The sequence below is a fragment of the Actinokineospora xionganensis genome (assembly GCF_014323725.1).
In the GTDB taxonomy this organism is placed as follows: domain Bacteria; phylum Actinomycetota; class Actinomycetes; order Mycobacteriales; family Pseudonocardiaceae; genus Actinokineospora; species Actinokineospora xionganensis.
In genome coordinates this window covers 634914-660287 of sequence record NZ_JABVED010000001.1, presented here as the reverse complement: position 1 = coordinate 660287, position 25374 = coordinate 634914, and the positions used below count along the sequence as shown (strand labels likewise).

The following is a 25374-nucleotide window of genomic DNA, read 5'->3' as shown; positions in this document are numbered from 1 at the left end:
CCTGCCGGTGTAGGACCCGGGCCGTGCGGGTAGGCCGGGGGAGGGGGAGTCGACGACAGTTGGAGGTGCCATGAAGGAGCACGAGATCCTGGCCGCGGTCCGCGCCGGGGGAGACCTTGCCGAGTCCGACCAGGCCGACGTCGCCACGCACGCCACCCTGGAGGTGCTCGCGTGCCGGCTCAAGGGCGGCGACGTGCCCGCGGGCATCGCCGAGGCGCTTCCGAGCGTGACCCAGGGCGAGGAGTTCGGCCTGGAGGAGTTCTACCGCCGAGTGGCCGAGGCGGAGGGGGAGACTTCCGCGCAAGGACCCGCGCGTGAACACGCCCGCGCGGTCATCGCCGCGTTGAAGTCGGGTGTGAGCGAGGGCGACTTCGACGACCTGGCCGCCCGCCTGCCCGCCGACTACCGCGAAGACCTCCTCTCCACCTCCGCGCCCAACAACTGACCATCGCCTACCCGCAGGCTCCCGCCACCGCCTCGTCGACCGTCCGGCGCAGTGTCACCGTGACCGGTGGCGGGTCGGGCACGGCCGAATCGGAGACGCCGCCCGGCCCGAACAGGCGCAGGTCCGCGCCGTCCCAACGACCCTTCGCCGTGCCGAGGTAGATGCCTTCACTCTGCGTCTCCTCGTCCAGGTCAAGAGTCAGCCTGCTGCCGGAACGGTCGGCCGCGTAGCCGTAGACCCGGTACCGCATCGTGCCCGCCGGGCCGCACACCACCGCTTCGCCATCGAGGTCGGAGTCACCGCGCCCCTGGCCGGGGTATGAGACCAGGGTCATCGCCACCACCCGCTCACCGCCGGGCCCGAACACCGCGGTCCCCATCCATGGCCTCCGCCTCGCCTCTCCCCTGCTCAACATCATCCGAATCGCCAACCTTACTATCCATTATCAACTATCAAGATATCCGATGGAGCCGCCAGAAGGCGGAGTCCGGTCTCATGTCAAAGACAAAAGCGCCAAGACGTGGGGGGCCTTCTGGTCGAGCGGCGCGGCCCTCCTGACAAGCGGGGCGCCCTTATGACGAGGGGCGATTCTTGCTGGTGCCCGCAGGGGAACGGTTGCGGTGTGGAGCCTCAGGCGCGCTGGGCGGTGATGAGCCAGGCGGCGGAGCGGTACTGGATGCCGTGCGGTGTCAGGTGTTCGGCCAGGTTCGCGCGGAGGGTGTCGAGGACGCGGGTGCGGGTGTCGGCGTCGAGGGGGCGCAGGGCCCAGCTGAACTGGGCGCTGAGGAATTCGCAGGCGTCGTCGACGTCGCGGCCGAAGTACATGGGTTCCTCAAGGCCCTGCAGTCCCACGTCGGCGAATCCGGCCGCGGTGAGCAGGGTTCGCACGTGGTCCGGGTCGCTCAGTGAGAACGGGGGTGGTGACTTCGGCGCGGGCTGGTCGGGGCCGGTGAAGAGGGCGCGGAACGTGCTGATCCACTCGTTGCGGTCGGCGGGCTGCCAGGTCAGGAGCACCAGTCGGCCGGTGGGGCGCAGGGCTCGGGCGAGGTTGGCGAACGCGGCGGGTGGGTCGCCGAAGAACATGGCGCCATGGCGGCTCAGGGCGAGGTCGAAGGACTCCGGTGGGAACGGGTGGATCTGGGCGTCGGTCTGCTGGAACGTCGCGTTCGCGAGGTGTTCGGCCCGGGTGCGGGCGAGGTCGAGCATGGGGGAGGAGAGATCGACGCCCAGCGCCGATCCCTCGGTGGCGAGCCGGGCGGCGTCGCGGGTGGTTTGGCCGGTGCCGCAGCCGAGGTCGAGGACGGTGTCGGTGGGCTTGATCGCGGCGGCGGTGAAGAGGTGATCGCGGTAGGCGGCGACGCCGTCGTCGAATCGGTCGGCCCACTTGGCCCAGAACGCGCCTTGGTCGCCGTCCCAGGCGGTCAACTGCTCGGTGTTGGTCGCGTCGACGCGCATCGGAGGTCCTCCCCAGTTGTCCGGCGGCAACCGTATCGCGGGGATCAGCCCACCAGGGTGGGATCGGTGAGGACGCGTTCGAGGGCGACGTGGGCGCCGCCGCGGCAGGCGGCGGCGAAGCCGAGGGTGGACAGTTCGATGCGGCAGCCGCCGAGTTCGGGGGCGACGACGCGGGCGCCGACTTCGCGGGTGACGCCGTCGAGGAGGAAGTCGCCGAGTGCGGCGAAGTAGCCGCCGAGGACGAGCACCGCCGGGTTGACCATGTTGATCAGGACGGAGGCGCCAAGGCCGAGGTTGGCGGCGATGGTGTCGAGGGCGTCGAGGGTGCGGCGGTCGCCGTGTTCGGCGCGGCGGCGTAGTTCGGTGAGGCGCTCGTCGATGTCGCGGTGGGGGTCGTGGACTTCGTCGCCGGGGTCGGCGGCGAGGCTCAGGAGATGGGTGAGGCTGACGATGGTTTCCCAGCAGCCGCGGCGCCCGCAGGTGCATTCGCGTAGGTCGGGGTCGAGGGGGAGGTGCCCAATCTCGCCGGAGAAGCCTCGGGTCCCGCGCACGATCCGGCCCTCGGAGAGGAAGCCGGCGCCGACGCCGGTCTCGCCGGAGAGGTAGGCGAGGTCGGGGGTGCCCGCGGCGACGCCGCTGGCCCATTCGGCGACGGCGGAGAGTTTGACGTCGTTGTCGACGTGGATGGGGATGCGGTGCCCGCGCAGCCGTTTGGTCAGTCCGGCGGTGACGGGGACGTCGTGCCAGCCGAGGTTTGAGGCGTACTGGACGACGCCTTGGGCGTGGTGGACGACGCCGGGTGCGGCGACGGTGATGCCGACCGGTCGGCAGCCGCGCAGGGCGGTGGCGCGCAGCGTGTGGCGGAGCAGTCCGGCGACGGTGTCGAGGACGTCGTCGGGGGTGGTCGCCTTGGCGTCCAAGGAGACTCGGCGGCTGTCGCGGACCTCGCCCGCGAGGTCGAGGGCGACGGTGCTGACGTAGTCGACGTTGATCTCGACGCCGATCCCGTAGACGTGTCCGTCCACTTGGTACGCGCGGCCGGGTCGGCCGGTGTAGCCGGTCTGCTGGTACTGGCCTTCGCGGACGAGGCCGCGGTCGACGAGGTCGGCGACGAGGCTGGACATGGCGGCTTTGGTGAGGCCGGTCTCGTCGGCGATCCTGGCACGGGTGTTGGGTCCGCCGTCGCGCAGGGAGCGCAGCACGAGGGAGAGGTTGTGCCTGCGCATGTCGGACTGGTCGGCCGACTTCTCGGCGGGCGTCGCCGGGTGTTCCAGCATCGGACTCCCTCCGCGGTGGGCGCCGCCGAGTTTACGGCCCATGATCGTGGCGGCTTTAGGATTGTGCGTTAACTATATCAGCGCTGGTAGAACGCTTGAGTGTTGACTCATGTTGGTTTGCGCGCTAAAAAGTGGGCCCACAGCTCTCACTCTTGTAGGAGTAGCCAGTGCCCCTTCCCCACCGGCAGGCGCGCGTCGCCGCCGCGGCAGTTCTCGCGTTAGGCGCGGGTCTGATCGCAGTTCCCGTCGCGGGCGCCCAGCCCGCGTCGCTCACTGTTCGTTCCGCTGAGCTCACGGTCACCGTCGCGGCCGATTTCCCGCGGGTGATCTCCTATGCCGACAACGCTTCGGGCGCGACCCTGTCCGGGCGTGCCGAGGCGGTGACCAGTGTGGTGATCGACGGGAAGGCCCAGCAGCCGAAGCTGGACGGCGTCCCGGTCTCCGATGGTCGCAAGGTGTCCTATCGGTTGACGTTCCCGCAGCTGCCCGGTGTTCGGCTGGACGCGAGCCTGTCGGTTGACCGCCGGGTGACGACGTTCCGGATCGACGCGGTGCGCGACACCGAGGCGTCGCGGGTCCACACGATCGAGATTCCCGACCACGACTTGGTGTCGGTGCGCGGCACGGACCCGGGTGCGCAGGTCGCGGCGGCGAAGGTCGACCTGTCGATCAACCGGCGCGGGGACACGATCTACGGTGTCACCCCGGCCACGCCCGCGGACGCGGCGCCGATCGGCTCGTACTTCACGTTGGTGTCCACGGGAAAGCTGGCCGCGGCGTTGGAGACCAACTCGGTCTATGACAAGCCCGCTGGGCCGACGGTGAACGACAACGCGCATTTCTGGCGGCAGGCCCGCAAGTCCGGCGCCGACACGGTGGTCGGGGTGTGGAGTGGGCAGTGGACGTACCGGGCCGCGGGTGCGGCGGCGGCGGACACCGAGCCGCTGCCGGAGGTGAAGATCGCGGTCACCCCGGAACGCAATGGTGACAACGTGGTGGACTGGCAGGACGCGGCGTTGTCGCTGCGCGAGATCGCCTACGCGCCCAAGGGTGGTGAGAAGGTCGCCGATCGGGTGGTGCAGCGGATCCCGTTCAACATCGCGTCGATGGCGACCAACCCGTTCGCGAAGACCCTCGACGAGACGAAGCGGATCAGCCTGGCCACCGATGGGCTCGGTCAGCTGGCGATTCTCAAGGGCTACCAGTCGGAGGGCCATGACGCGGCGCACCCGGACTACGGCGGCAACTACAACACCCGAGCCGGTGGTCTGGCCGACCTGAAGACGTTGCTGGACAAGGGCTCGGTGTACAACGCGGACTTCGGGGTGCACGTCAACGCGACGGAGTCGTACCCGGAGGCGCGGTCGTTCTCCGAGACGCTGGTCGACAAGAACAACGAGCAGTGGGCCTGGATGGACCAGTCCTACCGGATCGATCAGCGTCGGGACCTGATCAGCGGCGACATCCAGAAGCGGCTCAGGCAGTTGGCCGAGGAGACCGGCGGGAAGCTGGACTTCCTGTACTGGGACGTGTTCCGGGAGTCGGGCTGGACGGCGGACCGGCTCGCCCGGGAGGTTCGGGCCCTGGGCTGGGAGACCGGCACGGAGTGGTCGCACCGGTTCGTGCGGGATTCCCTGTGGACGCACTGGTCGGCCGACATCGACTACGGCGGCGCCGATTTCAAGGGCGTCAACTCGCAGATCATGCGGTTCGTCGATAACCACCGCCGTGATGTGTACATCTCGAACCCGCTGCTGGGCAGCGCGCAGATCGTGGAGTTCGAGGGCTGGACCGGCGAGGTGGACTACGGCGCGTTCTCCCGCAACGTGTTCGGCAACAACCTGCCGGTGAAGTTCCTGCAGCACTTCCCGATCCAGCGGTGGGGTGCCGAGGAGATCGTGCTGGACAAGGGTGTGCGGGTGACGGGCACGTCGGCGGCGGACCGGAAGATCTTCGCGGGTTCGGCGAAGGTCGCCGATGGTGACGCGTACCTGTTGCCGTGGAACCCGGCGGCGCCGGACAAGCTGTACCACTACAACGCCAAGGGTGGTCAGAGCACGTGGCAGGTCCCGGCGCCGTTCACTGGTGCCGCTTCGCTGACGGTGTCGAAGCTGACGGACACGGGTCGGGTCTCGGCGGGCACGGTGGCGGTGGAGGGTGGTCAGGTGAGGCTGACCGCGGAGCCGAACACGGCGTATGTGCTGGAGTCGGGTTCAGCGGTGGCTGTCCCTGATGTGCGGTACGGCGAGGGTGGCCCGCTGCGCGACCCCGGGTTCAACTACGGCGACTTCCGGGCGTGGCAGGTCGCGGGCGACCCGGGTGCGGCGAAGGTGGAGCGCAACGCGCGCGGGCAGTACGAGGCTGTCGTGTCCGGGCACGGCAACACGGTGATCAGCCAGGACCTCGCGGGTCTCGCGCCGGGCAGCTATGCGGCGTCGGTCGATGTCGAGGTGGAGCAGGGGCGGACCCGCCCGGTGTTCGTCGGGGTGAATCCGCGGTCGGGTGCCCCGGAGTCGACGTTTGTGGACCGTTCCACGTTGGTGAACACCACGGCGTCGGATGAGAAGCTCCAGACGCGGTTCCAGCGGGTGCGCGTGTTCTTCGACGTGCGGGTCGGTGGCGCGGTGACGTTGTCGCTGCGGGTGGCGCCCGGGCAGGGTGTGGTGAGGTTCGACAACGCGCGGGTCGTGGCGATGAAGCGGCCCGCGGCGCCGGGTCGGGTGACGTCGTGGGACTTCGAGGACGTCGACGCGGGTTGGGGTCCGTTCTACCGGGGTGTGCTGCCGATCGGGGATGCGAACACGCACCTGTCGGAGCTGCACGCGCCGTTCACGCAGCGCGGGTGGAACGGGAAGGTGATCGACGATGTGATCTCGGGGAAGTGGAGCCTGAAGTCGTATGAGTACGACCATGGGATCAGCTACCGGACCACCCCTGCGACGGTGCGGTTCCTGCCGGGTCACCGGTACCGGGTGAGCTTCGACTACGAGAACGCCATGGCGGGCGCGTACGGGTGGACGCTCGGTGTGGACGGTCCCGCGGGCACCAAGGAGGTCGGGACGACCCCGTTCGGGAAGCAGACGACCGCGGCCCGGCATGTGCAGGAGTTTGTGGCGGGCGCGTGCGGTGACTACTGGGTGGGCCTCAAGCGGCTGGGTCCCAACGGTGACCAGGTCGAGTTCGCGTTGGACGACTTCGCGGTGGAGGACCTCGGGAAGGCGGACAGTGCGGACGCGTGCGGCAGCGTGGATGTCGCCTCGGCGACGCAGAAGTTGCTGCCGGGCAAGGCGAACACGGTGACGACGACGTTCCGCAACGGTGAGTCGGGCGCGGCGACCGGGGTGTCGATGGCGTTGACGGTGCCGCAGGGTTGGCAGGTCGCGGCGACGGGTCCGGCGGTGTTCGAGTCGGTGGCGTCGGGTGCGTCGGTGAGTACGCAGTGGGCGGTCACACCGCCCGCTGACGCGGCGACCGCGGTGTACGACGTGGTCGCGAACACCGCCTACGAGGTGAAGGACGGTCCGCGGGCGGTGACGAACGTGCTGCGGATCGAGACGGTGCCCGCGCCGCCGACGGTGGACGTGTGGGCCGGCGACCATGGGTGGCTCTCGGCGAGCAACGGGTGGGGCCCGGTCGAGCGGGACCGGTCCAACGGGGAGTCGGGTGCCGGTGACGGTGGTCCGATCACGTTGAACGGGGTCGTGCACGAGAAGGGGTTGGGCACGCACGCGCCGAGCACCGTCGTCTACTACCTGGGCGGCAACTGCGCGTCGTTCACCGCGCAGGTCGGTGTGGATGACAGGCAGGCGAGCCGCGGGTCGGTGCAGTTCACGGTGTTGGCGGACGGCAGGCAGGTGGCTCAGTCGCCGGTGATGCGGCCGGACACGGCGACGTTCTCGCTGGCGGCGGACATCGGCGGGGCGCAGGAGGTCCGGTTGGTGGTGTCCGACGGTGGTGACGGTGTGGGCAACGACCACGCCGACTGGGGTTCCGCCCGGTTCCTCTGCGGCTGAGTTTCCTTGACTGGTGGGGGCCGGCGACGTGGTGTCGCCGGCCCCATTTTGCCTGCTTAAGGGTTCGGTAACCGATCCATAAGCGCCTGGCAATGGCTTGTGCGGGGCTCGCGGCGTTCGCTTGGACGCGAGGTCGGACGTTCGGTTTCGGCCCCCCAGTCAGGACCCCCGTGAGGAGAACGACGATGAGCAGATCCGTCTTGTGGCGTGGCGCGGCGCGGCGGTCCTGGTGGCGGCTGTCGCGTCGGTTGCGTTCGTCGCTCCGGCGAGCGCGGCCGGACCCGACACGGCCGACGGTGTGGAGGTGTTCAGCGGGGACGTGTTCGAGATCGTCGGTTCCACGCTGCGCAATCCCACCGCGGAGACCGACCCGTCGGCCCGGCTGTTCAGCAACTCCGGTGTGTAGCTGGAGCGGACCTGGGGCCAGTGGTCCGCCGCGACGGCGTCGTCGGTGGTGCGTAGCTCCGGTGGGCGGTCGCCGCGCACCGATGTGCGGCTCGGCTTCACGGGCCTGGTCCCGGGCGGGGTGTACTCGGTGTTCTGGGGCACGCTGACGCCCGACTCGGAGAACCCGTTGTGCCCCGGGGGTGGAGCGCACGCTGGCTCTGCCCAGCGTGGACCCTGCTCAGGCGCCCGACGCGTCGTCGTTCGTGGCCGGTGCTGATGGGACCGCGGCGTTCCGGGGCAAGCTGGACGGTTCGTTGCTGGACTCGGCGTCGCAGGTGTTCTTCAGCGTCGTCTACCACTTCGACGGGAAGACCTATGGCGCGCTGCCCAACGCCGGGGAGTTCCAGACCCAGGGGGTGAACTGCCGCGGCAGCTTCGGCGAGGACGCGATGCGCCACCTGTTGATCCTGCAGAAGTGGTGACGGTTTCTGTCACATCGGCGGGGCCGGGTGTCGTCTGTCCAGTGACGGATCGATGCCCGGCATCCGCGACCGACAGGAGCCCCATGTCCACCCCGTACGTTGTCGTCACCCTGGTCGCCGCCGCCATGGCGGCGTTTTCCGCGGTCGCGAGTTTCCTGAACCTCGGGTTCGCGGTGGCGTCTTTGGTTGCCTACGGGGTGCCGCGGTCGTGGTGGCCGTGGCTTGGGGTGGCGAAGGCCGCGGGTGCGGTGGGCTTGGCGGTGGGCCTGTTCGTGCCGGTCGTCGGGGTGCTCGCGGCCGCCGGGTTGGTGCTGTACTTCGCCGGGGCGGTGATCACCGTGGTCCGGGCGCGCCGGTACGCCCACGTCCCGTTCCCGCTGCTGTACCTGGCCCCGGCGGCGGGCTCGCTGGTCCTGGTGTGACCCGTCAGGCCTCGATGACGACCGGGATGACGACGGGCCTGCGCCGGTAGGCGCGGTGGGCCCACTGCTTGACCTCGCGGCCGATGATCTTCTCGAGTTCCTCGAGGTCTTTGACCTCGCGTTCCGCGGCGCCTGCGAGGGCTTTCTCGATGGCGGAGGTGGCGGGTTTGAAGGTCTCGACGTCGTGCTCGAAGCCGTGGGCGATGTAGTCGGGTTCCTCGGCGAGGCCGCCGGTCTCCATGTCGATGATGGCGACGACTGTGATGACGCCTTCCTCGCCGAGGTTGCGGCGCTGCGCCAGGGAGGCTTCGGTGACGCCGCCGACGGTCTGCCCGTCGACGTAGACGTAGTGCAGCTTGATCTTGCCGGTGATCGAGGCGCGGCCGTCCTGCAGGTCGACGACGTGGCCGTCGGCGGCGATGAGGACCCGGTCGCGGGCGACGCCGGTGCGGACGGCGAGTTCGGCGTTGGCCCGCAGGTGGCGGGCCTCGCCGTGCACGGGCATCACGTTGGAGGGCTGCACGATGTTGTAGCAGTAGACGAGTTCGCCCGCGCTGGCGTGGCCGGAGACGTGGACCTTGGCGTTGCCCTTGTGCACGACGTTGGCGCCGAGGTCGGTCAGGCCGTTGATGACCCGGTAGATGGCGTTCTCGTTGCCGGGGATCAGCGAGCTGGCCAGCAGGACCGTGTCACCTTCCTCGATGGTGATCATGTGGTGGTCGCCGGTGGCCATCCGGGACAGGGCGGCCATGGGCTCGCCCTGGGAGCCGGTGCAGACCAGCGTCACCTTGTTCGGCGCCATCCCGTCCATGGCCTTGATGTCGACGACGAGGCCGGGCGGGACGTTGAGGTAGCCGAGTTCGGTCGCGACGGCCATGTTGCGGACCATCGAGCGGCCGACGAACGCGACCTTGCGTCCGTGGGACGCGGCGGAGTCGATGACCTGCTGGATGCGGTGCACGTGGCTGGCGAAGCTGGAGACGATGACGCGGCGGCGGGTGGTGCGGAAGACCTCGTCGATCGCGGGCACGAGGTCGCGTTCGGACATGGTGAAGCCGGGCACGTCGGCGTTGGTGGAGTCGGTGAGGAACAGGTCGACCCCTTCCTCGCCGAGGCGGGCGAAGCCGCGCAGGTCGGTGATCCGCTTGTCGAGCGGGAACTGGTCCATCTTGAAGTCGCCGGTGTGCAGGACCAGGCCGGCCTGGGTGCGGATGGCGATGGCGAGGCCGTCGGGGATGGAGTGGTTGACGGCGAGGAACTCCAGGTCGAACGGGCCTTTGGTGAGGTGTTCGCCTTCCTTCACCACGACCAGGACCGGCTTGATGCGGTGCTCGACGAGCTTCGCGGCGAGCAGGCTCAGGGTGAGCCGGGACCCGACGATCGGGATGTCGGGGCGCTCGCGCAGCAGGTAGGGGACGGCGCCGATGTGGTCCTCGTGGCCGTGGGTCAGGACCAGGGCCTCGACCTCGTGGAGGCGTTCGCGGACGCAGCTCCAGTCGGGGAGGATCACGTCCACGCCGGGCTGGTGCTCCTCGGGGAACAGGACGCCGCAGTCGACGATGAGCAGCTTGCCCTCGTGTTCGAACACGGTCATGTTCCGGCCGATCTCACCGAGCCCGCCCAAGGCGAGGACCCGGAGGGCACCCGGGGCCAGTGGCGGGGGCGGGGCGGAGATACGGGCCATAGTCACCCCTTCACGCTACGTGCGGGGGTTTCGGAAGGAAAATCGGCCGTGCTGATCATGCGCGGCGACAGGGCCGCGGGTCCGGCCACGTAGGATTGTCTCCGAATCCGACCAGAACGTGGGGAACTCGCATGACCGCCGCCAGTCCGGTGACCGCCTCGACCTCGGATGTGGTGTGGGAAGCGGGCCGCCGCCGCACGTTCGCGGTGATCAGCCACCCCGACGCGGGCAAGTCGACGCTGACCGAGGCCCTGGCGCTGCACGCCAAGGTCATTTCGGAGGCGGGCGCGGTCCACGGCAAGTCCGGTCGGCGCGGTGTGGTGTCGGACTGGATGGAGATGGAACGGTCCCGAGGGATCTCCATCACGTCGGCGGCCCTGCAGTTCTCTTATGGCGACGCGGTCATCAACCTGCTCGACACCCCCGGTCACGCGGACTTCTCCGAGGACACCTACCGGGTGCTGTCCGCCGTGGACTGCGCGGTCATGCTGCTCGACGCCGCGAAGGGCCTGGAGCCGCAGACGCTCAAGCTGTTCGACGTGTGTCGCCACCGGGGCATCCCGGTCATCACGTTCATCAACAAGTGGGACCGCCCCGGCATGGATGCCCTGCGCCTGTGCGACGAGTTGGTGGAGCGGATCGGGTTGCAGCCGATGCCGCTGACCTGGCCCGTCGGCGACGCTGGGCACTTTCGCGGTGTCGTGGACCGCCGCGACGGCAACTTCATCCGCTACGCCCGCACCGCGGGTGGGGCGACCGCGGCGGGGGAGGAGCGTCTCGATCCGGCCGCCGCCGAGGAGGCCGAAGGCGGGGAGTGGACTCGCGCGGTCGAGGAGGCCGACCTGCTGGCCGAGACCGGCGGCGAGTTCGACCTCGACCGGTTCCTTGAGGCCTCGGCGACGCCGGTGCTGTTCGGGTCCGCGGTGCTGAACTTCGGGGTGCGGCACCTGCTGGACCTGCTGGTCGAACTCGCGCCCCGGCCCACCCCTCGACTTGACGTGAAAGACCGGCCCCGGCCACTCGACGCGCCGTTCTCGGCGTTCGTGTTCAAGGTGCAGACCGGCATGGACCCGTCGCACCGCGACCAGGTCGCGTTCGCGCGGGTGTGTTCGGGGATGTTCGAGCGGGGGATGGTCGTCACCAATGCCACGACCGGCAAGCCGTTCGCCACGAAGTACGTGCAGCAGGTGTTCGGTCGCGAGCGCACCACTTTGGACAGCGCGTTCCCGGGCGATGTGATCGGCCTTGTCAACGCGACTTCGCTGCGGGTGGGGGACACCCTGTACGCGGACAAGCCCGCCGTTCGATACCCCGGTCTGCCGAGCTTCGCCCCGGCGCACTTCGCTGTGGCGCGGCCGGCGGATCTGAGTCGGGCGAAGCAGTTCCGCAAGGGTGTGGACCAGCTGGAGTCCGAGGGCGTGATCCAGATCCTGCGGTCGCTGCGGCGCGGTGACGGGGCGCCGGTGTTCGCCGCGGTGGGGCCGATGCAGTTCGAGGTCGCCACCCACCGGATGGACGCCGAGTTCAAGTCGCCGGTTCGGCTTGAGCCGTTGCCTTACAGCGTGGTGCGGCGGTTGGCGGATCCGAAGCAGCGGTCGATTGTGGACGGCGGCACCCGCAGCGAGGTGCTGACCCGCACCGACGGGGTGGATCTGGCGTTGTTCATCGACGCCACGGCCATGGGCGTCATGCGTAGGCTCAACCCGGAGATCCAGTTGGAGCCGTTGGTCGCCAGCACCGACTGACAGGTGTTGTGTCGGCCCTGTCCGGCGCCCTGTCAGGCGCGTAGTGTCCGCCCTGGCAGGGGGACGCGATAAGGGAGCGGGCCCATGGGAGCCGACGCGACTACCGGGATCGACTACCACCCCGGGCAGCGGGAGCTGCAGGACCGGTTCGACACCCGCCGCATAGCCGACCGGATCAGCGAACGCCTCGTCCACCACGCGCTCACCGCCGATGACATGGCGTTCATCGATGCGCGGGACATGGTTTTCCTCGCCACCGTGGGCCCCGACGGGCAGCCGACGTGCTCGTACAAGGGTGGTGACCCCGGTTTCGTCCGGGTCGTGGACGAGTGCACCCTCGCGATGCCGTGCTACGACGGCAACGGCATGTTCCTCTCGCTCGGCAACGTGGCCGCGGGCTCGCCGGTCGGGCTGCTCTTCATCGACTTCGAGGACGGCGGTCGCACGCGGGTCGAGGGCACGGCCACCGTCGCGGCGGACGACCCGCTGCTCGGGACGTGGCCCGGCGCGCTGCTGGTCATGCGGATCCAGGTCACCCGGGTGTTCCCCAACTGCGGCCGCTATGTCCATCACTACGCCCTCGTCGAGCGGTCCACGTTCGTGCCCCGGCACCGGCAGGTGCCCCCGGTGCCGTCGTGGAAGCGCGCCGACTGGGCGTGCGACGCGCTGCCGGCGCACGACCCGGCCAACGACCCGGGCGACCGGCCCGTGCGCTGGCGCTGAGCGGAGAACACCATGAACCTCGCTGAACTGCACCGTCGTTCCTGCGAACGCTTCGGTGAGCACCTGCGCGCGGTCCGCCACGACCAGTGGACCGCCCCGACCCCGTGCGCGGACTGGGATGTGCGTGGGCTGGTCAACCACGTCACCGGTGAGGATCTGTGGACCGGCCCGCTGATGGCGGGCGCCACGATCGGGGAGGTCGGCGACCGGTTCGACGGTGACGTGCTCGGCTCCGACCCGGTCGCGGCCTACACCGACGCCGCAGAATCAGCTGTCGACGCCGTCAGCGCGGACGGCGCGTTGGGCCGGACCGTGCACTTGTCGTTCGGGGACGTGCCGGGCGAGGAGTACGCGTGGCAACTGTTCGCCGACCACCTCATCCACGGCTGGGACCTGGCCCGGGCGATCGGCGCCGACGACCGCCTCGACCCCGACCTGGTCGCGGCCTGCGCGCAGTGGTTCGCGAAGAACGAGGACGGCTACCGGGAGGCGGGTGCGGTGGGGGCGCGGCCGGAGGTCCCCGCCGACGCCGATCAGCAGACGCTGCTGCTGGCGGGGTTCGGGCGGCGACCGTAACCGCTGGTCACCGGCCTGTTAGACCGGTTGATACCGCTGTCGGTGCCGGATCAGTGCAGCTGGGACGACCGCGACGTAGGCTACTGCGGCGAGGAGCAGCGCGCCCCATACCCGTGGTTGCTGCCCGAGTGGCCCGGTGTCCACGCCGCCGATGGCGAGTGCCAGCGAGTCACCGATCCGGACGGTCCACCCGGTCAAGGGCAACGGGTCGTCCTCCGCGGTCTGGGAGAAGACGGGAATCCAGGTTTGGCAGGCACTGAAGCCCAACGTGTAGACGGCGGTGAGGATCATGGCCCGGCCGAGGCCCGGCCTGATCCCGCAGGCCGTCGCGAGTGGACCGACCGCGAAGAACGGAAACATGATGACGAGCCCGATCAAGCCGAGGCCGAGGCGCAATATCCCCCCTTCGAAGTCTTCCTTGCCAAGACCATGAAGGCCCTGAAATGCGACGAAGCCCGATATCACCATGGCGACAGAGCTGTACCAGTCGCCTTCGTGGTCTTCGGAGAAGCCGCTGTGCCTGTTGACCGGGGGCGGCTCGCCGAAACCGGTGTCCTGGTACACCACCGTTTTCTTGACTTCGTTGACCAGCCCGGCTATCGCGTCCAAGTTGGTCAAGTAGGAGAAGTCGACCTTCTTGTCCCCGACTTCCAATGAGTCTCCGCGGCTGGAGACCGTTGCCTCCGCGAGCTCCTCGTAGGGCACGACCACGTATGACTTGCCGCGCAGGTGCACGGCGCGGTCGGTGAACCAGACCCGATCCTGGGTGCTCTTGACCGTGGCGACCGCGATGACCGGGCCGCAGGAGAGCACGCGACTCGACCGGCTGGTCACCGGCCGCACCGAGTTGAAGTCCCGCACCTTGATATCCGGCACGACGCCGAGCCGGATCCCTTTCCACTCGACGTCGTCGGCGAGCAGCGTCGCGCGGATCGCGGCGGCCAGTTCCTCCCGCCGGTCGGGTGAGCCGTGGGCCGCGCTGCGCTGGGCGTAGATCCGCCGGTCGTCGATGGTCAGCCGGAAGTCGGATTCGGTGACCCCGAGGCACGCTTCGGTGTCGCCGAGCAGGCAGGTCAGCTCGAACTGGTTGGAGCCCTTGTGGATCGAACGCCCGTCGACCAGTACTTCGGCCCGCTGCGCTGGGAGGGACCGGTATTCGATGGTATGTCGCCGGGTGCCGTCGGTGACCTCCAGGATGCGGTCGACGCCGCCGGTGCGTGCCCGGTGCGCCACCCAGGTCGTGCTCGGCACCGGCTCCGTCTGCCGCGGAGTCGGCGGTGGTGGCTCGGGACGTGGCAGGCTCGCCCCGCGAGCGATGATCACATCGCCCTCACCGGAGAACCGCAGCTGCGGGGTCGGTCCGCTGGCCTCGGTGAGCCACCGGTGCACCTGCCGGTAGAGGTCGGTCACGGTCACGTACCCGTCGGCGTCGGCCTCGCGCAGGCCACGCACGAGTTGCGCGGTGAACGGGCTGAGCTCGCCCTTCCTGGTGGTGTCCAGCGCGAGCTGGGTGGATCTGCTGCTGGCGAGCACATACCTGCCCCGGCCACTCGTGCCTGCTCTGTTCGGCGTGCCCCTGAGGACGTCGATCGCCTCGACGAGGCGGCGGGCCGCCCTCGGGTGCTGTTTCGTGGTGATGGTCCGGAAGATGTCCGCGCCCTTGAACGCACCGCTGTTGCAGCAGTCCAGCACGACGATGACGCTCGTTGCCGCACACCTGGTGATCAGCTTGTTGACGTCGTCGGCCGGGAGCGCCGTCGAGTGCAGTTTGGCAGTCCTGGTGTCCTTCGCGCACAGGTGGAGCCGGTTGTCGAGGTCGAGCCTGCCGTGGCCGCTGTAATAGAGCAGCAGCACGTCGTCGCGGTGCGCGGTGGTGAGGAACTCGTCGAGTTGCTCCCGCAGCGGCTGGACCTCACGGTTGGCGAGTTTCTGGACGTCGTCCCTGTCGAACAGGCCTATCTCGTCGTCGGTCAGCACCTCGGCGAGTGTCCTGATGTCGGTCAGCGGACCGTTCAGGGTGCGGAGTTCGTGGGGGTCTTCGGGGAAGTCCGCGTTGCCGATCAGCAGTGCTCGGTAACGCGGCATCACCTGCTCCCGAACCGGCCGCTCACGGCGTTGGCGAGTGCTTGCAGCGACGCCCGGTCGATGTTCTCGCCGGTCAGCGTGATGCGCTGCTCCTTGCCGGAGTCGTCGGTCCAGGTGATGGTGACGGTCCTGGTCTTGTCCCTGGCCAGCCAGGACCGGAAGCACGCCACGGCCGCGGTCAGCGCCCCGGACGAGCCCAGCGCGATGACCACGGTGTCCAGTGTGCCCTTGGCGTTCGGCATCACCTCGTGGCGCACCGACGGTGTCGTGACCTCCTCGCGAAGCGCGGTGTACAGCGTCGCGACCTGATCTCGCCAGCCGGGGTCATCCGGGTCGAACCTGCTCGTTCCCGGCACCACCGTCACATCGACCCCCACGTCGCGACCGCCCCTCCGCACGCTCGAAACCAGTACCTATATCTACCATCGTCGGTGCGGCCGGGGATCGGTGTTTTGTGAACTCCCGCTGTCCTGATCAACGGCGTTTGGTGCAGTCAACTGAACTCCGCCGCGATCGACGGCCCCGCCGCACCTGCCGAGCCCGCCGGCAGAGGGGCTCACCGGGCTGTCAGCTCACGCAGGTGGTCCAGCGATTCCCCGTGGATGCGGCCGGTGGTTCTCGACAGCGGCCGCCCGCCCGCACCCCACCGGGCGGCGATGATCTCCGCGGCGATCGACACCGCGGTCTCCTCGGGGGTGCGGGCGCCGAGATCCAACCCGATCGGCGATGACAACCGGCCCAACTCGGCCGGGGTGAGACCCAACTCGGTCAGGCGCGCCATTCGGTCGGCGTGGGTTCGCCGCGAGCCCATGGCGCCGATGTATCCGGCGTCGGTGCGCAGCGCGAGTTCCAACAGTGGCACATCGAATTTCGGATCGTGGGTGAGCACGCACAGGGCGGTGCGCCCGTCGATCAACCCGCGGGAGATCGCGTCCGCGAGGTACCGGTGCGGCCAATCGACCACGACCTCGTCGGCGTCGGGGAACCGCTTCCGGGTGGCGAACACCGGGCGGGCGTCGCACACCGTCACGTGATAGCCGAGGAACTTGCCGATTCGGGCGACCGCGGCGGCGAAGTCGATGGCGCCGAAGACCACCATCCGGGCCGGTGGGGCGAACGACTGCACGAACACCGAGATGTCCTCCCGCATCCGCTCGCCCCGCGGCCCGTAGTGGCGCACGGAGGTGCTGCCCTGTTGCAGCATCGCCACCGCGTCCTCGATGACCGCCGCGTCCAAGGACGCGTCACCGAGACCACCGGAGACTCGGTCCGGCCAGATGATGATCCGGTTGCCCAAGTCCGATCCGGCGCTGACGACGGTCGCGATCGCCACCGGGTTGGTGTCGATCGACGCCGCCACGTCCTCGAACTCGGCGAACGTGGTGGCGTCGACCGGCTGCACCAGGATGTCGATGATCCCGCCGCAGGTCAGGCCGACGGCGAACACGTCGTCGTCGGCCACCCCGTACCGGACCACCGCGGGCTTCCCCGTCTCGATGACCTCTCGGGCCAACTCGTACACGGCGCCCTCGACGCACCCGCCGGACACGCTGCCGACCGCCTCCCCGCCCGCCGAGACCGCCATGGCGGCCCCTGGCAGGCGGGGCGCGGACCGGAACGTGTCGATCACGGTGGCCACCGCGAACCGCTGACCTTCGCGGTACCAGGGGCCGAGGTGGTCGAGGACGTCGCGCACGTCAGTACTCCACTCGCGCGGGGTTGTTGGTCCAGGCGTCGAACGGGGCGTTGTGCGCCTCGACCGACAGGTGGGCGACCGGCACGGTCCACGTGTCCCTGGGGGACTCGAACAGCTTGTAGAACGCCAGGTCGTCGAACCCGGCCGCGGCGGCGTCGTAGCGGTCGGCGGCGTAGACGACCTGGTCGACGCGGGACCACAGGGCCGCGGCCAGGCACAGCGGGCACGGCTCGCACGAGGTCACCAGGACGCAGCCGTCGAGGGTGAAGCTCGACAGCTTGCGGCACGCCTCCCGGATCGCCACCACCTCCGCGTGGGCGGTGGGGTCGAAATCGCGGGTGACCCGGTTGACGCCGACGGAGATCAGTTCGCTGCCGTCGCGGACGATCACCGCGCCGAACGGGCCGCCGCCGTCGGCGACGTTCTCGGTCGCGAGGGCGACCGCCCGGTCGAGCCAGGGCTTCAGGTCGGGCTGCACGGACATCAAAGTTTCCCTACTTCTCTGAGATGGCGAGCGAATCGGCGGGCTGGGGTTGCTCGACGAGGTCGCGCAGCCGCAGGTTGGCGATCTTGGCGATCTCCACCAGCGCCGTGGCGCGTTCCTGGCCGATCGAGTTCTGCATCCGGGCCTCGGCGGCGGCGAAGATCGTCTTCTTGGTGTTCTCGCGGACGCACACGACCAGCGGGAACCCGAACTTCTCGTGGTAGGCCTCGGTGAGGTCGTGGAAACGGTCGTATTCCTCGAAGGTGAGCCGGTCCAGGCCCGCCGCGCACTGGTCGCGCAGTGACTCCGGGCCCAGGACCCGTTCGATGAGCGCCTTGCCCGCGAGGTCCGGGTAGGACTTGATCAGCTCCAGCGCGACCGGCTCGGGTGCGGTGAACAGGGCGCTGTGGAAGGCGTGGCGCATGGCGTAGACACCGTCGAACGGGCGGCCGGTCCAGGCTTCCTCGGCGATCCACGGGCCGTTCTGGAACAGCACCGAGAACCGGCGGGTGAACTCTTCGCGCGACATCCGGTTCACCTCATCGAGAGTGACTTTCTCCGGCTCCGGCGTCGGGTACACCACGTCGGTCTTCTTCTTGCCGCCCCACACGTTGAACAGCAGGTTGAGGAAGATCGCCGAGAGGCTGCCGAGGGTGATGCCGCTGCCCACGATGATCTGCAGGCTGTCGGGCACGTTGCTGAAGAACTTCGGCACACCCACCGGGATCAGGGCGAGCCCGACGCTGACCGCGACGACCATGACGTTGCGCTGGTCGTGGAAGTCGACGCGCCCGAGGGTTTGGAAGCCGACGACGGCGACCGTGCCGAACATGGCCAGGCCCGCGCCGCCGAGCACCGGGTGCGGGATGCCCGCCACGATCGCGCCCGCCTTGGGGATGAGCCCGATCAGGATCATGAACACACCGGCGGAGGCGATCACGTAGCGGCTCTTGATGCGGGTCAGCCGGACCAGGCCGACGTTCTCGGCGAAACAGGTGTACGGGAACGAGTTCAGGACACCGCCGAGGGTGGTGGCCAGGCCGTCGGCGCGCAGCGCGCGGGAGATGTCGTCGCGGGTGATGCGCTTCTTGACGATCTCACCGGTGGCGAACACGTCGCCGGTGGTCTCCACGGCGGTGATCAGCATGACGACGATCATGGAGATGATCGCGGTGATGCTGAACTTGGGCCACCCGAAGTGGAACGGGGTGGTCACGCCAAACCAGTCAGAGCCGGCGACGGCGTCGAAGTGGGCGTGGCCCAGAATGGTGGCGAGCAGGGTGCCGCAGACGAGTCCGATGAGGACGGCCACGGTGCTGAAGAACCCGCGGGAGAGCCGGTAGATCACCAGGATGATGGCCAGGGTGCCGCCGGCGTAGGCGAGGTTCGTCAGGCTCGCGTAGTCCGCGGCGCTGCTGTTGCCGCCGGCGGCGTCGTTGGCGGCCACGGGCAGCAGCGCGATGCCGATGACCGAGATGACGGTGCCGGTGACGACCGGTGGGAAGAACCGGACGAGCTTGCTGAAGTACGGGGCGATGAAGAAGGTGAACAGGCCCGCGACGATGACCGAGCCGTAGATCGTCACCAGGCCTTCGGTGCCGCCCCCGGCGGCCATGCCGATGGCGATCATCGGGGATACGGCGGTGAACGTGACGCCTTGGAGCAGCGGCAGCCGCACCCCGACCTTCCAGAACCCGATGGACTGGATGATCGAGGCGATGCCGCAGGTGAACAGGTCGGCGTTGATGAGGTGGATGAGCTGCTCGTCGGTCAGCCCGATCGCGTTGGCGAGCAGGATCGGGACGATGACGGCGCCCGCGTAGAAGGCGAGGACGTGCTGGAAGCCGTACAGGGCGAGCTTGCCCGCGGGGAGCACTTCGTCCACGGGATGTTGGTGTGCGGGCGTTTCACGGGTTTTTGGGGACATTGCGGCCAACTCCTCTAAGGGGGCACATGTCTTATGCGGTACCGGTGATGTCTTCCGGTCGGACAGGGACCCGCGCGATGGCGAGCCCGGTCGCGGCGCGGATGGCGGCGACGATCGCGGGGGTGGACGAGATCGTCGGCGGTTCACCGACACCACGCAGCCCGTAGGGCGCGTGCGGGTCGGCCAGTTCGAGCACGTCCACCTTCATGGGGGGCATGTCGAGGATCGTGGGGATCAGGTAGTCGGTGAAGGACGGGTTGCGGATCTTGCCGCCCTTGACCTGGATTTCCTCCATGACGGCCAGGCCGAGGCCCTGGGCGGAGCCGCCGTGGATCTGCCCGACCACGGCGTCGGGGTTGATCGCCTTGCCGACGTCCTGCGCGCAGTCCAGGGCGACCACGCGCACCAGACCGAGGTCGACGTCGACGTCGACGACGGCGCGGTGCACGGCGAAGGCGTACTGCACGTGCGCGAAGCCCTGCCCGGTGGTGGGGTCGAGCGCCTCGGTGGGGCGGTGGCGCCACTCGACGGTCTCGTCGATCGCGTCGTCCCCGAGCACGTCGGCGACGGCGGCGAGCACCCCGAGCCGGTCGGAGACGATCTTGCCGCCCTCCATGCGCAGCTCGCCGTCGATGTCGAGCCGTTCCCGGGCCAGGTCGAGGACCATGCCGCGGACTTTCTCGCAGGCGGCCTTCACCGCGCCGCCGGTCACGTAGGTCTGCCGGGATGCGGAGGTGGAGCCGCCGCTGCCGACCTGGGTGTCCGCGGGGTGGATGGTGACCCGCTCGACCCCCAGTTCCGTGCGGGCGATCTGCGCCTGCACGGTGACCAGGCCCTGCCCGACCTCGGCGGCCGCGGTGTGGACCATGGCGGTGGGCTCCCCGGCGATGATCTCCAGCCGCACCCGGGCGGTGGAGAAGTCGTCGAAACCCTCGGAGAAGCACACGTTCTTGATGCCGATGCCGTACCCGATACCGCGCACGACACCTTCTCCGTGGGTCGTGTTCGACACCCCGCCGGGAAGTTGCCGCAGGTCGTAGCTGTCGGTGGGCGCGGCGTCGGGCAGCGGCATGGCTTCGACCCGGCGCAGCAGCTCCGCCACGGGGGCGGGGCTGTCGATGATCTGACCGGTCGGCATCGCCGTGCCCTCCGACATGGCGTTGAGCACCCGCACGTCCACGGGGTCGAGCCCGAGTTCAGCGGCGAGTTTGTCCATCTGGGACTCGTAGGCGAACGCGGCCTGCACCGCGCCGAACCCGCGCATCGCACCGCACGGCGGGTTGTTGGTGTAGGTGCCCCAGCAGTCGATCGACACGTTCGGCACCTCGTACGGGCCGACACCCAGGGTCGCCGCGTTCGCGACCACGGCGCCGGTGCTCGACGCGTACGCGCCGCCGTCGAGGAACATCCGGGCCTTGACGTAGACGAGCTTGCCGTCGCGGGTGGCGCCGTGCTCGTAGTACATCTTCGCCGGGTGGCGGTGCACGTGGCCGAAGAACGACTCCTCACGGGAGTAGACCATCTTCACCGGGCGACCGGTCCGCAGCGCCAGCATCGACGCGTGGACCTGCATCGACAGGTCCTCCCGCGCACCGAACGCGCCGCCGACCCCGGCCAGGGTCAACCGCACCTTCTCCGGGGGCAGCCCCAGGCACGCGGCGACCTGCTTCTGGTCGACGTGCAGCCACTGGGTGGCGATGTAGAGGTCGATCCCGCCGTCCTCGGCCGGGACGGCGAGCCCGGACTCCGGTCCGAGGAACGCCTGGTCTTGCATGCCGACCTCGTACTCCCCGCGGATCACCACGGGGGCGGTGACCTCCTGGTCGCCGCGGCGGATCGGCAGGTGCCGCACCACGTTCCCGCCCGGGTGCAGGGTCGGCGCGTCGGTGGAGTGGACGGCCTCTTCCATGTCGGTGAGCGGTTCGAGGACGTCGTAGTCGACGACGATCTTCGCGATGGCGCGGCGCGCGGTCTCCGGGTGGTCGGCCGCGACGACCGCGATCGCTTCCCCTTGGTAGCGCACGATGTCGACGGCGAGAACGGGCTGATCGGTGTGCTCGAGACCGAACAGCATTTGCCCGGGCACGTCGTCGTGGGTGAGCACGGCGTGCACGCCGGGCACTTTGAGGGCCTCGGTCAGGTCGACGGAGTTGATGCGGGCGTACGGGTGCGGGGAGCGCAGCGTGGCGCCCCACAGCATGTCGTCGATCCACATGTCGGAGGAGTAGGCGAACTCGCCCTTGACCTTCAGCGTGCCGTCGGGGCGCGGCGGGCTGGCCCCCACGCCGCCGCTGATGGGCGTGGTGATGCGGTCGGGGGCAGACGTGGGTCGACTCATGCGGTCACCTCACAGCTTCGGTGACTCCGCTGGCGAAGACACTGTGACATTGATTCACTCGCGGGCTCGTTCATGTGGGTCACCTCGACAGAAGCGTGCGGTGGGCGGCGCGGGCGGCGGCGGCGAGTCGCCGCTCGTCGGCCATGCGGAGGTGGTCGTCCTCGACGACGGGCTTGCCGCCGACGAGGAGCAGGTCCAGTGGTGGGCGTGGGCCCAGGACGACGGCGGCGACCGGGTCCTCGATGCCGGCGTGGCCGAGGCCGTCGACGCGCCACAGGGCGAGGTCGGCGAGCTTGCCGGGTTCGATCGACCCGATCTCGTCAGCCCTTCCGAGGCAGGCGGCGCCGCCGATGGTGCCCAGGCGCAGCGCCTCCCGGGCGGTCAGCGCCGCGGGGCCGCCGCGCAGGCGGGCCACGAGCAGCGCTTCGCGGACGTCGTCGATCAGGGAGCTTTGCTCGTTGGACGCGGCGCCGTCGACACCGAGGCCGACCGGGACACCGGCGTCCAGCAGGGCGCGCACGGGGGCGATGCCCGCGCCGAGGCGGGCGTTGGAGGTGGGGCAGTGCGCCACCCCGGTGCCGGTCTGGCCGAACCGCTTGATCGCCACGTCGGACAGGTGCACGCAGTGCGCGAGCCACACGTCCTCGCCCAGCCAGCCGAGCCGGTCCAGGTACTCCGTCGGGGTGCAGCCGAAGCGCTGCAGGCAGAACTCCTCCTCGTCGAGGGTTTCCGCGAGGTGGGTGTGCAGGCGGACCCCCTTGCGGCGGGCCAACTCGGCGGCGTCGCGCATCAGCTCCGAGGTCACCGAGAACGGTGAGCACGGCGCGACCGCGACCCGGACCATCGCCCCGGGGGACGGGTCGTGCCAGCGGTCGATGGCGGCCTCGGTCGCGGCCAGCGCCTCGTCGCGGTCCTCGACGACCGCGTCCGGCGGCAGCCCGCCCTGGGACTGGCCCAGGTCCATCGACCCGCGCGCCGGGTGGAACCGGACCCCGATACGGCCCGCGGCGGCGATCTCCTCTGCGAACAGGTCGCCGCCGTCACGCGGGAACACGTAGTGGTGGTCGGTCGTGGTGGTGCACCCGGACTTCGCAAGCCACCCGAGGGCGGCCTCGGCGGCCCCGGCCAGGACGCCGGTGTCGATGCGCGACCACACCGGGTACAGCTCGCTGAGCCAGCCGAACAGGGTCGCGTCCTGCGCCAGCCCCCGGGTCGCCCACTGATAGAGGTGGTGGTGGGTGTTGACCAGGCCGGGGGTGATCACGCAGCCGCTTCCGTCGATGCGCCGCACGTCCCCGCCGCGCACGGGCGGCGCGGAGCCGGGGCCGACCGCGACGATGCGGTGCCCCTCGACCACGACGTGCCCGGACGCGTACTCGGCGCCCGCCGTGTCGACGGTCGCCACGGCGCAGTCCTCGATCACCAAAGTGGTCATGAGGCGGCCTTGCGGTCGGCGGCCAGGCGCACGGCGTCGAGGATCTTCTCGTACCCGGTGCAGCGGCACAGGTTCCCGGCCAGCGCCTCCCGGATCTCCGGGTCGCTGGGCTGACAGCGGCGCTCCAGCAGGTCGTGCGTGGCGACGATCAGGCCTGGCGTGCAGAAACCGCACTGCACCGCGCCCTTCTCCACGAACGCCTGCTGCACCGGGTCGAGCCGCTCCCCTTCGGCCAGACCTTCCACGGTCGTGACCTCGTGGCCCTCGACCTGGCCCGCGGCCACCAGACACGAACACACCGGCACCCCGTCGAGATACACCGTGCAGGACCCGCATTCGCCCTGCTCGCAGGCGTTCTTCGAGCCGGGCAGACCCATCCGCTCACGCAGCACGTACAGCAGGGACTCCCCGGGCCACACGTCGTCTGCTTCGAGGGCCTCGCCGTTGACTTTGCAGCGAAGTCGCATCAGTTCCTCCGGTAGGAGTCCCAGGCCCAGCCGAGGGTGCGGCGGGCCATGACGGACAGGGCGTGGCGGCGGTAGTCCGCGGTGCCGCGGACGTCGTCGATCGGTGAGGCGGCCTGGGCGACCAGCTCGCCGAAGCGGACAAGGACGCTGTCGCGCAGCGGACCCGGCGAATCCCACTCCAACTCGCCGGCGAGGAACGTCTCCGCGTCCGACGCCCGACGCGGGGTCGGGGCCGCGGAGCCGACACCGGTGCCGACCGTGCGGGTCGACGGGTGCAGCGCGAGCCCGAACGAGCAGACCGCGATCACCATGGCGTTGCGGGTGCCGATCTTCGCGAACTGCTGCGGGCCGTCGGCGGCGGCGATGTGGAACGCGGCGATCAGCTCGTCGGGTTCCATCGCGTTGCGCTTGACGCCCTTGTAGAACTCCGCGGCCGGGATGCGGCGGGTGCCGCGCACCGAGGCGACCTCGATGTCGGCGGCCCCGGCCAGCAGCGGCGGGTGCGAGTCCCCGGCCGGTGAGGCCGCCCCGAGGTTGCCGCCGACGGTCCCTCGGTTGCGGATCTGCGGGGATCCCACGGTGCGCGCGGCCATCGCCAGGCCAGGCAGCGACGCGCCCAGCTCCTCGATGATCCGGGCGTAGCTGACCCCGGAACCGACCCGGAACCCGTCGCCCACCGCGGACCACTCCCGCAGCTCGGCGATCTCGGTCAGATCCAGCAGCGCGCCCGGGCGGCGCACGTCGAAGTTCAGCTCGACCATGATGTCGGTGCCGCCCGCGATCGGGGTGGCGTCCGGGTGCTCGGCCTTGATGGCCAGCGCCTCGGACCAGGTGGCGGGTTTGAAGAACTCCATCATTCGCTCCAGGCCAGTCCCGGCTCCGGCGAGTCGTCGCGGAGCACGGTGCCTTCGATCAGCCCGTAGGGGCGGTCGGCGGCGAAGAACACCTCGTTGTCGTTGTCCAGGTCGAACGCCGAGAGGTCCACGACGAAGTGGTGCTTGTTGGGCAGCGTCAGCCGCACCTCGGCGACCTCCGGGCAGTTCTCCAGCACCCCCTGGCCCATCGCGTAGAGGGTCTGCTGCAGCGAGAGGCTGTGCGTCTGCGCGAACGCCTCCACCAGGTGCTGCCGCGTCTCGGCATAGGACTTGCCCCAGTCGCTGTCGTCTCCAGCGTGCCGCCAGCGCGCGGTCACCGCCGTGGCCAGCACACGGTCGGCGGTCTCGCGCAGCGTGGTGTACGGATCGCGGATATATCCCCAGAACTCCGACGCCGTCGAGTTCAGCACCACCAGGTCCTTGAGCCCGGAGACCACCCACGCCTTCGTGCCGTCATAGGTGACGGTGGCGGTGCGGGTCTCCACGCCGGAGCGCTGGAACGAATGCGGGGCGGGCGCGCCGCCCACCGACAGCCGCTCCCAGGTGAACTCCTCGATCGCCACCCGCGCGGAGTGGATCGTGGGCTGCGTGTCGACGAAATGCCTCGCCAGCCGCAGACCGAACTCCTCGATCTCGCCGACGCCGTGCTCCTTGGCGAAGGCGAACACCGTGTTCTTCTGCGTGTCGGTCGGCAGGACCTTGGAGTTGTCGCCGGTGATGTGCGTGTCGGTCATGTCGCCGCCGAGGGCGACGCTGACGTTGAGATCCTTGATCTCGTGCACGGAGCCGGTGCGGGTCACGCGCACCACGCGGGTCTCGGCCTTGCCGTACTGGTTGGGGCCCAAGATGATGGCCATG

At 69.7% G+C, this 25374-nt stretch carries 22 protein-coding genes; 8 read left to right on the top strand and 14 right to left on the bottom strand.

The window, feature by feature from the left end; genetic code table 11:
• Positions 1–70 precede the first annotated feature (70 nt).
• Positions 71–445: a DUF2267 domain-containing protein gene (locus tag GPZ80_RS03040; protein ID WP_187218184.1), complete on the top strand. Its 375-nt coding sequence runs from the start codon at positions 71–73 to the stop codon at positions 443–445.
• Positions 446–452: 7 nt separating this feature from the next.
• Here the strand turns inward: GPZ80_RS03040 and GPZ80_RS03035 are convergent, their stop codons facing one another.
• The 3 genes from GPZ80_RS03035 to GPZ80_RS03025 all read right to left on the bottom strand — a co-directional run bounded on the left by GPZ80_RS03035 (position 453) and on the right by GPZ80_RS03025 (position 3177).
• Positions 453–824 carry a hypothetical protein gene (locus tag GPZ80_RS03035; protein ID WP_187218183.1) on the bottom strand — a complete coding sequence of 124 codons (372 nt, stop codon included), beginning with the start codon at positions 822–824 and terminating at the stop codon, positions 453–455.
• A 251-nt stretch (positions 825–1075) separates the two neighbouring features.
• The gene (locus tag GPZ80_RS03030; protein ID WP_187218182.1) at positions 1076–1900 is read right to left on the bottom strand and encodes a class I SAM-dependent methyltransferase; all 825 of its coding nucleotides are present in this window, start codon (positions 1898–1900) and stop codon (positions 1076–1078) included.
• A 44-nt stretch (positions 1901–1944) separates the two neighbouring features.
• Complete coding sequence (locus GPZ80_RS03025; RefSeq protein WP_187218181.1) at positions 1945–3177, bottom strand: ROK family transcriptional regulator; 1233 nt, start codon at positions 3175–3177, stop codon at positions 1945–1947.
• 167 nt (positions 3178–3344) lie between these two features.
• Here GPZ80_RS03025 and GPZ80_RS03020 point away from each other — a divergent pair, with 167 nt between their 5' ends.
• The 4 genes from GPZ80_RS03020 to GPZ80_RS03005 all read left to right on the top strand — a co-directional run bounded on the left by GPZ80_RS03020 (position 3345) and on the right by GPZ80_RS03005 (position 8481).
• The gene (locus GPZ80_RS03020) at positions 3345–7190 is read left to right on the top strand and encodes an endo-alpha-N-acetylgalactosaminidase family protein (protein WP_187218180.1); all 3846 of its coding nucleotides are present in this window, start codon (positions 3345–3347) and stop codon (positions 7188–7190) included.
• A gap of 202 nt (positions 7191–7392) precedes the next feature.
• On the top strand, positions 7393–7596 hold the full coding sequence (locus GPZ80_RS03015; protein WP_187218179.1) for a hypothetical protein: 204 nt from the start codon (positions 7393–7395) through the stop codon (positions 7594–7596).
• A gap of 181 nt (positions 7597–7777) precedes the next feature.
• Entirely contained in the window at positions 7778–8059 is a 282-nt protein-coding gene (locus GPZ80_RS03010; protein WP_187218178.1) for a hypothetical protein, read from the top strand.
• An 83-nt stretch (positions 8060–8142) separates the two neighbouring features.
• Positions 8143–8481, top strand: coding sequence for a DoxX family protein (locus GPZ80_RS03005; RefSeq protein WP_187218177.1), 339 nt, complete (start codon positions 8143–8145; stop codon positions 8479–8481).
• A 4-nt stretch (positions 8482–8485) separates the two neighbouring features.
• Here the strand turns inward: GPZ80_RS03005 and GPZ80_RS03000 are convergent, their stop codons facing one another.
• Complete coding sequence (locus tag GPZ80_RS03000; RefSeq protein ID WP_187218325.1) at positions 8486–10165, bottom strand: ribonuclease J; 1680 nt, start codon at positions 10163–10165, stop codon at positions 8486–8488.
• Between the two features lie 131 nt (positions 10166–10296).
• Between GPZ80_RS03000 and GPZ80_RS02995 the strand changes: the two genes are divergently transcribed.
• From GPZ80_RS02995 to GPZ80_RS02985, 3 genes are all read left to right on the top strand, one after another.
• Positions 10297–11910 carry a peptide chain release factor 3 gene (locus tag GPZ80_RS02995; RefSeq protein WP_187218176.1) on the top strand — a complete coding sequence of 538 codons (1614 nt, stop codon included), beginning with the start codon at positions 10297–10299 and terminating at the stop codon, positions 11908–11910.
• Between the two features lie 84 nt (positions 11911–11994).
• A complete protein-coding gene (locus GPZ80_RS02990) occupies positions 11995–12633 on the top strand; it encodes a pyridoxamine 5'-phosphate oxidase family protein (protein WP_187218175.1) in 639 nt (212 codons plus the stop codon).
• Between the two features lie 12 nt (positions 12634–12645).
• Positions 12646–13209 (top strand): TIGR03086 family metal-binding protein, encoded by a 564-nt coding sequence (locus GPZ80_RS02985; protein WP_187218174.1) that lies wholly within the window; start codon positions 12646–12648, stop codon positions 13207–13209.
• An 18-nt stretch (positions 13210–13227) separates the two neighbouring features.
• Here GPZ80_RS02985 and GPZ80_RS02980 read toward each other — a convergent pair whose 3' ends face one another.
• From GPZ80_RS02980 to pucL, 10 genes are all read right to left on the bottom strand, one after another.
• Positions 13228–15294, bottom strand: a complete 2067-nt coding sequence (locus tag GPZ80_RS02980) for a caspase family protein (RefSeq protein WP_187218173.1) — start codon at positions 15292–15294, stop codon at positions 13228–13230.
• Positions 15294–15671 carry an effector-associated constant component EACC1 gene (locus tag GPZ80_RS02975; RefSeq protein WP_187218172.1) on the bottom strand — a complete coding sequence of 126 codons (378 nt, stop codon included), beginning with the start codon at positions 15669–15671 and terminating at the stop codon, positions 15294–15296. The genes GPZ80_RS02980 and GPZ80_RS02975 overlap by 1 nt, the downstream gene beginning before the upstream one ends.
• Before the next feature lie 179 nt (positions 15672–15850).
• Positions 15851–16990 (bottom strand): XdhC family protein, encoded by a 1140-nt coding sequence (locus GPZ80_RS02970; protein ID WP_187218171.1) that lies wholly within the window; start codon positions 16988–16990, stop codon positions 15851–15853.
• Between the two features lies 1 nt (position 16991).
• Positions 16992–17474, bottom strand: coding sequence for a nucleoside deaminase (locus GPZ80_RS02965; protein WP_187218170.1), 483 nt, complete (start codon positions 17472–17474; stop codon positions 16992–16994).
• 10 nt (positions 17475–17484) lie between these two features.
• On the bottom strand, positions 17485–19359 hold the full coding sequence (gene uraD / locus GPZ80_RS02960) for a 2-oxo-4-hydroxy-4-carboxy-5-ureidoimidazoline decarboxylase (RefSeq protein WP_312880078.1): 1875 nt from the start codon (positions 19357–19359) through the stop codon (positions 17485–17487).
• Positions 19360–19432: 73 nt separating this feature from the next.
• The gene (gene pucD / locus GPZ80_RS02955; RefSeq protein ID WP_187218168.1) at positions 19433–21739 is read right to left on the bottom strand and encodes a xanthine dehydrogenase subunit D; all 2307 of its coding nucleotides are present in this window, start codon (positions 21737–21739) and stop codon (positions 19433–19435) included.
• 79 nt (positions 21740–21818) lie between these two features.
• A complete protein-coding gene (locus tag GPZ80_RS02950; RefSeq protein ID WP_187218167.1) occupies positions 21819–23174 on the bottom strand; it encodes an 8-oxoguanine deaminase in 1356 nt (451 codons plus the stop codon).
• Complete coding sequence (locus GPZ80_RS02945) at positions 23171–23641, bottom strand: (2Fe-2S)-binding protein (RefSeq protein WP_187218166.1); 471 nt, start codon at positions 23639–23641, stop codon at positions 23171–23173. Before GPZ80_RS02945 ends, GPZ80_RS02950 begins: the two co-directional genes overlap by 4 nt.
• Positions 23641–24495 carry an FAD binding domain-containing protein gene (locus GPZ80_RS02940; protein ID WP_187218165.1) on the bottom strand — a complete coding sequence of 285 codons (855 nt, stop codon included), beginning with the start codon at positions 24493–24495 and terminating at the stop codon, positions 23641–23643. The genes GPZ80_RS02945 and GPZ80_RS02940 overlap by 1 nt, the downstream gene beginning before the upstream one ends.
• The gene (pucL, locus tag GPZ80_RS02935) at positions 24495–25373 is read right to left on the bottom strand and encodes a factor-independent urate hydroxylase (protein ID WP_187218164.1); all 879 of its coding nucleotides are present in this window, start codon (positions 25371–25373) and stop codon (positions 24495–24497) included. Before pucL ends, GPZ80_RS02940 begins: the two co-directional genes overlap by 1 nt.
• Between the last annotated feature and the right edge of the window lies 1 nt (position 25374).

Coding starts and splice junctions, on each gene's coding strand:
- GPZ80_RS03030 (WP_187218182.1), bottom strand. CDS start 1,900: ATGCGCGTCGACGCGACCAACACCGAGCAGTTGACCGCCTGGGACGGC.
- GPZ80_RS02990 (WP_187218175.1), top strand. CDS start 11,995: ATGGGAGCCGACGCGACTACCGGGATCGACTACCACCCCGGGCAGCGG.
- GPZ80_RS02950 (WP_187218167.1), bottom strand. CDS start 23,174: ATGACCACTTTGGTGATCGAGGACTGCGCCGTGGCGACCGTCGACACG.
- GPZ80_RS03005 (WP_187218177.1), top strand. CDS start 8,143: ATGTCCACCCCGTACGTTGTCGTCACCCTGGTCGCCGCCGCCATGGCG.
- GPZ80_RS02940 (WP_187218165.1), bottom strand. CDS start 24,495: ATGGAGTTCTTCAAACCCGCCACCTGGTCCGAGGCGCTGGCCATCAAG.
- GPZ80_RS02945 (WP_187218166.1), bottom strand. CDS start 23,641: ATGCGACTTCGCTGCAAAGTCAACGGCGAGGCCCTCGAAGCAGACGAC.
- GPZ80_RS03025 (WP_187218181.1), bottom strand. CDS start 3,177: ATGCTGGAACACCCGGCGACGCCCGCCGAGAAGTCGGCCGACCAGTCC.
- pucL (WP_187218164.1), bottom strand. CDS start 25,373: ATGGCCATCATCTTGGGCCCCAACCAGTACGGCAAGGCCGAGACCCGC.
- GPZ80_RS02965 (WP_187218170.1), bottom strand. CDS start 17,474: ATGTCCGTGCAGCCCGACCTGAAGCCCTGGCTCGACCGGGCGGTCGCC.
- GPZ80_RS03000 (WP_187218325.1), bottom strand. CDS start 10,165: ATGGCCCGTATCTCCGCCCCGCCCCCGCCACTGGCCCCGGGTGCCCTC.
- GPZ80_RS03040 (WP_187218184.1), top strand. CDS start 71: ATGAAGGAGCACGAGATCCTGGCCGCGGTCCGCGCCGGGGGAGACCTT.
- GPZ80_RS02980 (WP_187218173.1), bottom strand. CDS start 15,294: ATGCCGCGTTACCGAGCACTGCTGATCGGCAACGCGGACTTCCCCGAA.
- pucD (WP_187218168.1), bottom strand. CDS start 21,739: ATGAGTCGACCCACGTCTGCCCCCGACCGCATCACCACGCCCATCAGC.
- GPZ80_RS03035 (WP_187218183.1), bottom strand. CDS start 824: ATGGGGACCGCGGTGTTCGGGCCCGGCGGTGAGCGGGTGGTGGCGATG.
- GPZ80_RS02985 (WP_187218174.1), top strand. CDS start 12,646: ATGAACCTCGCTGAACTGCACCGTCGTTCCTGCGAACGCTTCGGTGAG.
- GPZ80_RS02995 (WP_187218176.1), top strand. CDS start 10,297: ATGACCGCCGCCAGTCCGGTGACCGCCTCGACCTCGGATGTGGTGTGG.